The 11,295-nt window shown below is 66.9% G+C and carries 6 protein-coding genes and 1 other RNA gene; 2 read left to right on the top strand and 5 right to left on the bottom strand.

Going from position 1 to position 11,295, the window contains the following annotated elements:
- The first annotated feature begins 48 nt into the window (after positions 1 to 48).
- Positions 49 to 1,020 (top strand): NAD(P)-dependent alcohol dehydrogenase, encoded by a 972-nt coding sequence (locus M0G41_RS10445; RefSeq protein WP_248209058.1) that lies wholly within the window; start codon positions 49 to 51, stop codon positions 1,018 to 1,020.
- A 257-nt stretch (positions 1,021 to 1,277) separates the two neighbouring features.
- On the opposite strand, the gene M0G41_RS10440 is transcribed toward M0G41_RS10445, so the two are convergent.
- From M0G41_RS10440 to ssrA, 4 genes are all read right to left on the bottom strand, one after another.
- Complete coding sequence (locus tag M0G41_RS10440; protein WP_248209057.1) at positions 1,278 to 3,500, bottom strand: serine hydrolase domain-containing protein; 2,223 nt, start codon at positions 3,498 to 3,500, stop codon at positions 1,278 to 1,280.
- A 117-nt stretch (positions 3,501 to 3,617) separates the two neighbouring features.
- Positions 3,618 to 4,517, bottom strand: coding sequence for a hypothetical protein (locus tag M0G41_RS10435; protein WP_248209055.1), 900 nt, complete (start codon positions 4,515 to 4,517; stop codon positions 3,618 to 3,620).
- A 64-nt stretch (positions 4,518 to 4,581) separates the two neighbouring features.
- Entirely contained in the window at positions 4,582 to 4,962 is a 381-nt protein-coding gene (locus M0G41_RS10430; RefSeq protein ID WP_248209053.1) for a GntR family transcriptional regulator, read from the bottom strand.
- A 436-nt stretch (positions 4,963 to 5,398) separates the two neighbouring features.
- Positions 5,399 to 5,753: a transfer-messenger RNA gene (gene ssrA, locus M0G41_RS10425) on the bottom strand.
- Positions 5,754 to 5,983: 230 nt separating this feature from the next.
- On the opposite strand from ssrA, the gene M0G41_RS10420 reads away from it, so the two are divergent.
- Complete coding sequence (locus M0G41_RS10420) at positions 5,984 to 9,757, top strand: two-component regulator propeller domain-containing protein (protein WP_248209276.1); 3,774 nt, start codon at positions 5,984 to 5,986, stop codon at positions 9,755 to 9,757.
- Here M0G41_RS10420 and M0G41_RS10415 read toward each other — a convergent pair.
- Complete coding sequence (locus M0G41_RS10415; RefSeq protein WP_248209047.1) at positions 9,739 to 11,289, bottom strand: response regulator; 1,551 nt, start codon at positions 11,287 to 11,289, stop codon at positions 9,739 to 9,741. The two genes, M0G41_RS10420 and M0G41_RS10415, sit on opposite strands and share 19 nt — an antisense overlap.
- Positions 11,290 to 11,295: the final 6 nt, after the last annotated feature.

The raw sequence follows: 11,295 nt of genomic DNA, 5'->3' as shown, positions 1-11,295 counted from the left end.
CCGGGCATGGGCTCAAGCATGGGAGCGAGGCCGGATGAGGCGGGGCGGATGAAGGCGCTGTTCCTGCGCAGGTACGGCGACCCCGACTTCCTGGAGATCCGTGAAATCGAGAGGCCGACGCCCAGTGCCGACCGGGTGCTGGTCAAGGTTCGGGCCGTGTCGATCAACGACTGGGACTGGGGGCTGATCCAGGCCACGCCGATGATTCCGAACCGCTTCATGGCCGGACTGCTGCGACCGCGCATCGTGGTCGGCTCGGATATCGCCGGGGTGGTCGAGGCGGTGGGCGACACGGTGACGGAGTTCCGACCCGGCGACGCGGTGTACGGGGACCTCAGCGGTTGTGGGTTCGGCGGCTTCGCCGAATACGTCAGCCCACCCCAGGGCGCTCTCAGGCCGATGGGGTCCGGGATGAGCTTCGCGCAGGCGGCCGCGATCCCGCAGGCCGGCATGCTGGCGCTGCAGGCAGTCATCGCCAATGGTCAGCTCCGCCCCGGTCAGTCCGTGCTGGTCAATGGCGGAGGAGGAGGTGTGGGCAGCATCGCCATCCAGCTGCTCAAGATGCAGGACGTCACGGTGACCGGCGTCGACAGCGCAGCCAAGCTCGACGCCATGCGTGCCTGGGGCTTCGATCACGTCATCGACTACCACGCTGAGGACTTCACCCGGCGCGGCGAGCGCTATGACCTGATCATCGATGTCAGAACCGACCGCGCCCCCGCGGACTACGAGCGCGCGCTCAAGCCCGACGGCTGCTACGCCACCGTCGGCGGACAGCTGGTCAATCTGCTCAGGATCGCTCTGTCCCGGTTCCGCCCGGGTCGTGATTGCCACCGGCAGCTACGGGTGATCGCCCTGCAACCCAATCGCGACCTTGATCGCTTCAACGGGTGGTACGAGGCCGGCAGCTTCCAGCCGGTGATCGACTCGGAGTTCGATTTCAACGAGCAGGACGTGCGACGCGCCTTCCGGCATTTCGGTGCCTCAGCCCACAAGGGCAAGATCGTCGTCGCAATGTAGCCGGTGTTGTTCGCTCCGAGCCTGGGGCGCCGCGCGTTGGGTACTGCAATCATGGCGAAGGGATCGCATCGCCGCGGTCCAGCAATCGGGCGCTCCAAAGGGATCGAGGCAGACGCGAACTCTGCACCCGATCGTCGCATCGGGCGTTCAGACAGCCCCGCCACAACCTGACGGGGCTGCGTCGATCCGCCCTCGGCCGGTTCGCGCGGGGGCGGCCATGATCGCCCCGCGCGCTTGACCGAGGCCAGGCTGCTGCCCTAGGGGCCATCGGCTCCGGTGGGCAGGAACGCGGTGTCGGCCACCTGTTGTCCGACCGCGGCGTGACGAATCACCCGCCGAACCCGGCCAATCTGGCGATGGACGAAATTGAGCGTGGTGCGAAACGCGATCTGCATGCCACCGACGTCCTGGAAGTCCTCGAACAGTGACTGCACGCCGACCATGCCGACGCCGGGAACCAGGGCCAGCTCGTCCTTGCGAATCACCCGACCACTCGTCTCTTCCACGAAGAAGGTGCTGCTGCTTCCCAGTCGGGAGATGGCCAGCACCAGCAGGTGCGGCTGTCCCCGCAGGGTCAGGCGTTTGAGCACTTCGACATGGGCGTAGTGCTGGGTCCAGTCACCCCACAGCACGTTGGGCTGGCCCAGTCGCTCCTGTTCGGCCATGCGGGCATCCAGCGGCTGCTCTCCGGTCTCGCTGGAGCGCATCCAGCCGCTCGATCCGCTGACCGCAATGCTCTGCCTCGCCCGACCGATGCGCACATCGGTGCGGCTGCGTTCGCCATCAAACCGGGTGTTGAACTTGCCGCGCATCGATCGGTCCAGATAGTCCAGAGATCCGCTGAGCTCCACGACACCCCGTTGCGCCAGCAGGTCCATTCGATGCGCGCGCTGCACGCGGGAAATCACTTCGCTCAGCAACGGCAGGCCCACGGGGCGCTGGTGGCGCGGATCAAGCTCGACGCGTTCTCCGAAGAAGGTGCGCATGGCGCTTATCCGGCCCGCGGCGTCGCGAATGAACTCAATCCAGACCTTCGGATTGGCTTCAGCGACGAACCGGCCGGCTTGCTCGCCACGTCGGAACAGCAAGTGCATGCCGCCGGGGCGGTCCAGCGATAGGCGCTCGCCGCGCGGGGCGATCACGTAGTAGGCGTGTTCAACGTCCTGATCCCAGTAGAGACCGGCGAGTTCGGAAAGTGCGTCGGCGGGCGTTGCGACAAGCCGCCCGGCGGGCGGTGGTTCTGCGTCGACCAGCAGTCGTTTGACCGCAGTTTCCATCGTCAGCCCGGCTAGCGTTCCGCGCGACTGGGTGAAGAACAACACCATCAGGTCCTGCTCAGGGTAGGCCCAGGCAAAGGTGCCGTCGGAGCCGTCGTGGCCGAACATCTGCACTCGTTGTGAGCCGGCTCTCGTGCCGGACGCAGCGTCTTCCTGGCGGACCTGTACCACCCACTGCTGCGCGTAGGACTTGAGCGAACCCTCTTCGCGGCGACGGTTGGAAGGCAGCGGGAAGCCCGGGGTCAGCCCGCGTTCGATCGCCGCCTGCGACAGAATTCTCTGCCCGCCGACTTGGCCTTGATCCATCCACATCGCCAGGAAGCGTGCGTAGTCCAAAGGCGTGGAGTACAGGCCCTGCGAGCCGAGGAACAGCGGGAACAGCGGCTGCACCGGCTTCCAGTGTTTGCTCCAGCTGCCGCTGCCGCCAGAGTACGCGCTGGGAATGCTGGCCATCAGGTCGGGGCGATCGGCGAGCAGCGTAATGCTGTCGTGCATGGCCAGCGGATCGAGCAAGCGCTGCTGGATAAAGCGTTCGGCCGGCATTCCGCTCACCGCCTCAATGACCGCGGCCAGAGTGTCGCTTCCCGCGTCGCTGTAGTGAAATCGACTGCCGGGCTCGAACAGCAGCTTCACCTGCGCGGCCTCATTGGCCACCGCCCGCAGATTGGTATATCGCGACAGCGGTGGCTTCAGGATGTTCATCGGCAGCCCGCTGCTGTGATTGAGCAGGTGCTCGATGGTGATGTCGGCCTTCTGCCCACTTCCAAAGGCAGCGATAACCGTGTGCACCCGCGTGTTGAGCGAGAGTTTTCCCTCATCGATCAGAAGCTGTATTGCGCTTCCGGTCAGCGGCTTGGTCATGGAGCGAACGCAGTAGAGCGCGTTGATCGGCATCGTCGCGCCGTCCTCGCGGTCCTTGAAGCCAAAGCTCTGTTGCAGCACGGTTCGGCGATTCTTGATCACCAGCAGTTCGCCGCCGACGATGTCCTGTTGATCGACCAGGTCCTGTGCCTGATCGACAAGCTGTTCGATTGCCATCGGGTCCAGGCCAACCTCGGCGGGGGAGGCGGGTGCAAACGATTGTCCAGCCGGCGTCTTCATCGGCGCCGGATTGCCCCGCGCTGTGCCGGCCCATGCGCCGAGCGAGCAGAGCGCGAGGATCGCGCCCAGCAGAAAGTGAGATGTGGAGTTTCGTGCGGACATGCGGGCTCCTCCCGTGGCTGTCGGGTTGATGACAGGGACATTGAGTGGGATGGACGGCGGCAGCGGCCGCCGTCATCGGATCAGGCTGGCCAGCGCCGAGTCAGGCGCTGGGGTCGCTCAGCGCGGGAGCGCGTCGCCCTGGCTGCCGACGGCGTCGCTCCGGTACACCTCGAGGTCGAGGTTTTCGGGCTTGAGTCGATTCAGCGAGTAGCCCAGAGAAAGCAGCGCAATGGCGAGGAAGTACAGGCTCATCAGGGGTGCATCCAGGTAGGCGATATCGGTCACGTCGCCAGCGGCCCGGGTGAAGAAGAAGACGCTCATGGCCATGCTGACGAAGGCCATCGATTTCAACTGGACCTTGGACTGGCGCCAGCGATCGGCGGCGGACTGATGCGGGTCAAGCTTTCTGCCGTAGAACAGCCAGGCGCTCAGCGCCAGCATGAAGCCATTGGTCAGCACCAGCATGATGGCGCGCTGGGTGCTGTCGCGGTCGAGGCTGAAGTCGAGGTCGTGGACATAGAAGTCGAAGGCGATGGCGCCGAGCCCCATGAGCGCGGTTGCGAGCAGCAGCCAGGGCGAAATGGCGTCGAGCAGCCGGCGCGGGCGCAGTTCGGCTCTGCGCGGGCTGGAGGCGTTGGCTTCCCGCATCAGCTTGAACTGGCGGTAGCCGGTGATCTCGAGCAGCATCCAGGGCAGGAATTGAATCATTCCGAATGCAGCGGGCCAGGCCTCTGAAATATGGCCATCGCTGGCGAAGCTGGCGTGATCGACCCAGAACAACACCGCAGCCAGAGTCAGCAGACCGAGCATGAGCACGACGCGGTGGGCCCAGGCAAACACGCTCAGACCGATCCCATAGCGTTCGATCGACTGTGGATACAGCTTGGGGTAGCTGGCCGGCGGGTAGTTTTCCATTACCCGGCGTACGCGGCTCAGCATGAGCTTGGGCAGGTAGTAGGACACCACCAGGATCTGGCAGGCAAAAACCAGGCTGAACAAGATCATTTCTCTTAGCATGATGTATCTCCTTGCCGAGGCGTCGGGATGGTGGCCGGGATCCGGCGCCTACCCGCGGGCGCCTTCAGTTGGTGCGCTCGTTGAGGATCTGAGCGATGGCGATGCGGATTTCCGAATCGGTGACGCCGGCTTCGCGGCACCGGGCAATTGCCTCGCCCAGCACTTGCAGTGCCCAGGCCTTGAGATCGACTGAGCTGTTGGCTTTGGCGTCAGGGTGAACGAAGGTGCCGCGGTAGCCGCGGGTCTGGATGATCGAATCACGCTCCAGCAGCCGATAGGCCTTCGCCACCGTCTTGCTGTTCATTTCCAGGTCGGTGGCCAACTGGCGGATGGATGGCAGTGGGTCGCCGGCGCGCAGATCGCCGCGCTGCACCGCCTGCTTGATCTGAGTGATCAGTTGGGCGAACAGTGGGTCGGGATGGTTGAGGTCAACAGAGATTTCCATGTCATGCATGATCCATATGTACCCTGTGCAGGCATGGTACATGGGGTGCAAGGTGTTAGCAAACGCGCCTGCGGGATCGATCCGATACGCATCGCTTGCTCGCCTGGGTCGAAGCGGGCCCTGGTGCATGGCAGCGACTGGGCTGGGGTCTGTGGGACCTGGATCGCCGCGGGTTTCATTCACGGCCGGAAGCGGCAACGCTCGGTGACGCGCGGTCCGGGCCGGTTTCGAACGCTCAAGCCTGGCCAGAGCAGGGACTTCCCGGCATGTCGCCGCAGGGCAGCCGTTCCTGTTGCTGGCAGGACGCCCCGTCCGGGTCTTGTTGTGCGGATCGAAGCAGGGGCGGGGCGGACCCGCGACGGGCTCCGGCATCCACCTCACGGCGCGACGCGGTGGCCAAAGAAAAAGGCCCGGATCGCTCCGGGCCTTTCCTGGATGGTGGAGGTGGGGGGAGTTGAACCCCCGTCCGAGGACGCGCCATCTCCGGCACTACATGCTTAGCACGATGTTTGTTCTCGTCTGGGCGGCAACACAACGTGCGAAGCACACCGCCAGACATACCCGCTTTGATTCGCTACCGGCTGGCGGGTCGCCACCGGCTACTATCCCGTGATAATGACCCTACACCGACGAGCACAGGCACAAGTCGGTTCGGGGCTTACGCCTTAAGCGGCGAGAGCGTAGACGTCGTCGTTGGCGTCTGAGTTTTTGCAGCTGGATTAACGAGGAAAGCTACCCCCTCGGCATGCGCCAGTCGACTTTGCAGCCCCCGTCGAAGCCAGGACACCCCCGGGGAAGTCGGTGACATGGGTGAGTATGGGGACAGCGGGGCAGCGCTTCAAGGGCGGAACGCGATGGCGCTTGAATGCGCTCGCTCCGCCACCGCAGATGGAGTAGAAAGAGCTGGAGGGCTACGGGGGGCAGGGTTCTGGTCGCAGCGCCGCCAATCGAGCGCAGAAGCGGGGATGACCGGGCAGCGGGCCGGCGCCTGGGCGCGGGGCAGGGACTGGGCTTGGCGACGGTGTGCGCCGCGCTCGCGCTGCTCGCGGTGCCGGGGTCGATCGGTCCGGCTCGGGCGGCAGATGCCGCGGGAATGGAGACCGTGCGCTTTCGCCACTTCGGGGTGGATCGAGGGCTCTCCCAGGCCACCGTTCGGGCGATCACCCAGGACCGCCAGGGCTTCATCTGGCTGGGCACGCAGGAAGGCCTGAACCGCTTCGACGGGTACGAATTCCGCGTCTACCTGCGGCACCAGAAAGAGCGCGGCGGATTGCCGGACAACCACATCAGCGCCTTGGCCATGGGCCCGGGCGACACCATCTGGGTGGGCACGCAGAACGGCGGGCTGGCGCTTTTCGATCCCTATTCCAGCCGCACCCAGCACTGGCCGCCGGGCGACCCCTCACGTGGCGAGCTGGCCTCCAATCCGGTGCAGGCCCTGCTGGCCCACCGCTGGGGCGGGTTGTGGGTCGCATCGGGGGGCGGACACCTGCAATACCTTCAGGAGCCCGACGCGCCGCTGCAGACTGTGATCGACCCCGGGCGCCTGGCGCTCGGGCAGATTCGCTCGCTGCGGGAGACGGGTGATGGGTCGGTGCTGGTCGCTTCTGCGCAGGGCGTGTTCCGTATCGCCGATCCGCTGGCCACGCCGCAGCCGCTGGTGGACGGGCTCGCATTGGACGCGCATGACGCGGTCGAGGCGTTTGACGGGAGCGTCTGGGTGGGTACCGACAGCGACGGAGTCTGGCGGGTCGATCCGGAGGGCAGGGCCGTCCGGGTGCTGCATCCGGCTGACGGCTTGCCGGACGCCGCGATCCGCTCGCTGCTGTTCGACCGCAGCGGGCGACTGTGGATAGGCAGCCAGTCGGGTCTGAGCCGTTGGCAGCCGGAAGGGGAGTTGCTGCAGTCCTGGCTCGGGGATACCAGCAGCAGTGGTGATGCCCTGTCCTCGCCGCGCGTCGAGGCATTGTTCGAGGATCGCGACGGTCTGCTCTGGGCAGGCACCTGGTTCAACGGGGTGAACCTGCACGATCCGCGTACCGAGGCCTTTGCAGCCGCAAGGCCGGTCGCTGACAACCCGCGCTCCCTCCCTGCGCGCGCCGCCATCGACGTGCTGCCGGGACCGCCTGGCAGTGCCTGGGTGTCGCTCAGCGAGCTGAATCAGGTGGTGCGTCTGGATTTCACCGCCGGCGTGGCCGACCGTCTGGTGCTGCCGGGCGCGGACGGTGCCGAGGGCACCGCCGGTTCGGTCCGGGCGCTGGCCGAAACCGACGATGGCACCCTGTGGATCACCTTCGGGCGTCGCGGACTGGCTCGCTGGCGCGGGCGCGGCGAGGTGGAGGTATTGCCTCCGGGCGGAGCATTCAACGTTCCCGAAGGCGAGACCTATGATCTGGCGGTCGATGCCGAGGGCACGCTCTGGGTCGGCAGTACCGATGGCGGCCTGTCCTGGCTCTGCGCGGGCTGCCAGCGCTTCGAGAACCGCATCGAGGTGCCCGGAGACGAGCGATCATTGCCGGGCCGCGACGTGACCGCTGTGGTGCCGGTGGCGGACGGCAGCGTCTGGGTCGGCACCCGCCATCGCGGGGCCGCCCGGCTGTTGCCCGACCGGTCCGGCTTCGAGCGCTATCCGGCCCAGCCCGATGCGGCGGGCGCCCTGGGGCACCCCTTCGTCACCTCTTTATACGAAGACGCCACCGGCGCTCTGTGGATGGGCACCCAGGGCGGCGGCGTCCACCGGGTGACGCGGGACGCGAGTGGGCGGGCGACAGCGTTCGAGCGCTTCGACCGCTCCCGCGGATTGGCCGCCGAGGCGATCGGCGGTATGCGCGAAGATCATCTGGGGAGGATCTGGGTCAGCACCACGGTGGGCCTCTCGCGCATCGATCCCGGGCCCGGCACGATCGAGAATTTCGGGGTGTCCGACGGCGCGCTGAGCGGCGGCTACTTCATCGGCAGCGTCGCGCGGCTTGACGACGGGCGGCTGCTGTTCGGCGGGCCTCGCGGGCTGAGTGTGTTCGACCCCCGCGACGTGCAGCCGGCGCCTGCGCCGACCGGCATCGCGATCAGCGCGGTGCACGAGCTGGGAGGGGCGGCCTCGCTCCTGGAGGGCGGGCGCGTCGGGCAGTGGATTCGCGACCCTGGCAGCGGCGACCGCCTGCTGCTGGAGCCGGGCGTGGATGACTTCAGCCTGGAGCTGACCGCGCTGACCTTCTCCTCGCCGGAGCAGATTCACTTCGAATACCGGCTCGAGCCCTTCGAGCCATGGCGGAACACCGACGCGCGGCGCCGCTTCGCCAGCTACAACAATCTGCCGGCCGGTGAGTACCTGTTCCTGGCCCGTGCCCGGCGGCCCCAGGGCGAGGCGGGGGAACTGCTTGGCGTGCGTGTCGTGGTGCCCAAGGTGGAGAAGCCGTCCGAGCGTATCGCCTACCTGGCGGTGCCGGCGACCATTCTGCTTGGCGGCCTGCTGCTCTGGCTTGCCACCCAGCGGCAGCGCGAACAGCGCGAGGCGCGGCGCCGGGTGGCGGAGAGCGAGGCGCGGCTTAAGCTGGCCCTGTGGGGCACGGGCGACGAGATGTGGGAATTCGAGCTGCAGACCAATCGACTGCATCGCGAGAACCCGCTGCTCCACGTGCGCGCATCATCCGACGAAGTCGTCGAGGACGCCCGCGCCCTGAGCCGCTTCCTGCACCCGGACGACGTGGCAAGCTTCCGCGGAGCCCTGGCCCGGGTGGTGGAAGGCGACAATGACGTTCTCGACGTCTCGGTACGCGTCGAACGGGTCGGCGGAGGCTATGTCTGGCTGCGCAGCCGCGGTCGCGTGGCCGAGCGCGATAAGGCCGGGCGTGCCCTGCGCCTGACCGGCACCACCAGCGACATCACCGAGCTGAAGGAGTCGGCGGCGGCGCTGGAGGAGGCCAACCGCGAGCTCGAACGCCGCGTCGAGGAGCGCACCTCGGCGCTGACCGCTGCCAACCGCGAGCTGGCCGACGCCCTGGCCGACCTGCGACGCGCCCAGCGCCAGCTGGTCGAGCAGGAAAAGATGGCGGCACTGGGCGGGCTGGTGGCCGGTGTCGCCCACGAGATCAATACCCCGATCGGTATCGGGGTGACCGCGGCCTCGCATCTCGAGTCCTGCACCCGGGACTTCGTGCACCGCTTCCGCGAAGGGCGGCTGACCCGCGGCGAGCTGCAGGCCTTCGCCGACGTGGCCGGAGAGAGCGCCGATCTCATCCTGCGCAACCTCTACCGTGCGGACCGCCTGATCAAGAGCTTCAAGCAGGTGGCGGTGGACCAGAGCAGCGAGGACCGGCGGCGTATCGACGTGGCCGACTACATCGATGAGATCCTGATCGCCTGGCATCCGCGGCTGCGTCGTTCGAAACATTCCGTGGTCTGCGATATCCCGTCGGGCATCGAGATCGAGACCTTGCCCGGTGCGGTCTACCAGGTGATGTCGAACCTGATCCAGAACGCGCTTCTGCACGCCTTCGCCGACCGAGACGGCGGAGGAACGATCCGCATCTCCGGGGCGCGCACCCGGGACGGGCTGCGCATCGAGTTCAGCGATGACGGCGTCGGCATGGATGAAGCAGTGCGCAGCCGCGTCTTCGAGCCGTTCTTCACCACGCGCCGCGGCAGCGGCGGCAGTGGGCTCGGCCTGCACATCGTCTACAACCTGGTCAGCCAGGCACTGGGCGGCAGGATCGACTGTGAGTCGGTGCCTGGCGAGGGTGTGCGCTTCATCATCGAATTGCCGCTGACGGCGCCCGTTCAGGGCGCGTCGGGGTAGTCCTGACGCAGCGCCTGCAGGCGCTCCCAGTTGTCGAAGAGGGCGTCGACCACGGCCGGGTCGAACTTGCTGCCGCGATGCGCCTCGAAGTAGCGGCGGATCTCGGCTGTCTCCCAGGGTGATTTGTAGCAGCGTCGGCTGCCGAGGGCGTCCCAGACATCGGCCACGGCCACGATGCGGCCGCTGAGCGGGATGGCCTCGCCGGCCAGCTGGTTCGGATACCCCGTGCCGTCCCAGTTCTCGTGGTGGCTGGCGGCGATCTCGGCGGCCAGCTGCAGTACCGGACGCCTTGAACTGCGCAGCATGGCCGCGCCGAGTTCGGCGTGGCCGCGCATGACCCGCTGTTCGTCCGCGTCATGCGGTCCGGGCTTGTTGAGGACGGCGTCGGGGATGCCGATCTTGCCGATGTCATGCAGGGGCGCCGCGTGGCGCAGCATCTCGGCGTCATGCGCGGACTCGCCGAGCGCCAGGGCCAGTATTTCCGCGGCGAGTCCGACGCGCTGCACGTGGGCCGCGGTCTCCTTCGAGCGTGTCTCGGCGGCGCCGGCCAGCAGACAGATCATCTCAAGCTGCGACTCGAACAGCTCCTGGTTGAGATGCAGGTTCTCGAAGGCGATCGAGACATTGGTGCAGAACAGCTCGACCAGCTTGAAGTCCATCTCGGACAGGTTCCATGCATCCCCTACGTAGAGCAGGCTCTCGCCGTGCTGGCTGTCGGTGAAGTGCAGGACGTAGTGATCCTCGCGGAACTGGTGCTGTTTGCTCTCGAAGGCCGCGTGCAGCGAGTTGCGCAGGGTCTCGGGCAGGGCCTCCTCGTCGCGCCGAAGCGAAAGGTAGCGTTCGAACTCGCCGGTGGCCGCGGTGATCTCGAATCGTTCAGTGTCGGTGGGGCGTCGGTTGCCGGGCGGAGGCACGCGCACGTAAAGGGCGCCGCGCTCCATGCCGGCCAGGGCGACCAGTTGCGAGAGCACCGCCGAGGCAAACTCCGAGGAGCGCTGGTGGGAGAAGATCTGGGTCGAGGCACCGATCACCCGCTCAAGGCCTTGGCGCGCCCGCTCGACGGCCATGATGTCGCGGTAGCCGCGCAGGGCGACGCGCACGGTAGCGTTGAGCTTCTGCGTGGTGAGCTCGGTCTTCTCCTTGTAGTCGTTGATGTCGTACTCGTTGGTGACCTTGTGCTCGGGCGCCTGCCCCGGCTGGCCGGTGCGCAGAACGATCCGGACGAAATGATTGTTCAGTTCGTCGCGGGTCCAGCGCGCGACGTCGAGCCCCGAATGTTCGGTCTCCATCACCACGTCGAGCAACATCAGGGCGACGTCCGGATGCTCCTTCAGAAGGGCCTTGCCTTCGGCGCCGGAGTAGGCGGACAGGAACTGCAGGCGGCGGGACTCGAACTGGAAGTCGCCGAGCACGAGACGCGTCACCGCATGGATCTCCGGTTCGTCATCGACGACGAGGATCTTCCACGGTGGTGGCGAAGGGGCGGTGGCGGGCAGGTCCAGCCCGTCCTCCAGCATGACCAGATCGTCCATGGGTCC

Origin of the sequence: Pseudomarimonas salicorniae (assembly GCF_023156535.1) — a bacterium.
In the GTDB taxonomy this organism is placed as follows: domain Bacteria; phylum Pseudomonadota; class Gammaproteobacteria; order Xanthomonadales; family Xanthomonadaceae; genus Pseudomarimonas; species Pseudomarimonas salicorniae.
The sequence above is the reverse complement of the archived record's forward strand: the minus strand, read 5'-3'. Positions and strand labels throughout refer to the sequence as shown.

Excerpts from the sequence above, each read along its gene's own strand:
- M0G41_RS10445 (WP_248209058.1), top strand. The coding sequence starts at position 49 with ATGAAGGCGCTGTTCCTGCGCAGGTACGGCGACCCCGACTTCCTGGAG.
- M0G41_RS10440 (WP_248209057.1), bottom strand. The coding sequence starts at position 3,500 with ATGTCCGCACGAAACTCCACATCTCACTTTCTGCTGGGCGCGATCCTC.
- M0G41_RS10435 (WP_248209055.1), bottom strand. The coding sequence starts at position 4,517 with ATGCTAAGAGAAATGATCTTGTTCAGCCTGGTTTTTGCCTGCCAGATC.
- M0G41_RS10430 (WP_248209053.1), bottom strand. The coding sequence starts at position 4,962 with ATGGAAATCTCTGTTGACCTCAACCATCCCGACCCACTGTTCGCCCAA.
- M0G41_RS10415 (WP_248209047.1), bottom strand. The coding sequence starts at position 11,289 with ATGGACGATCTGGTCATGCTGGAGGACGGGCTGGACCTGCCCGCCACC.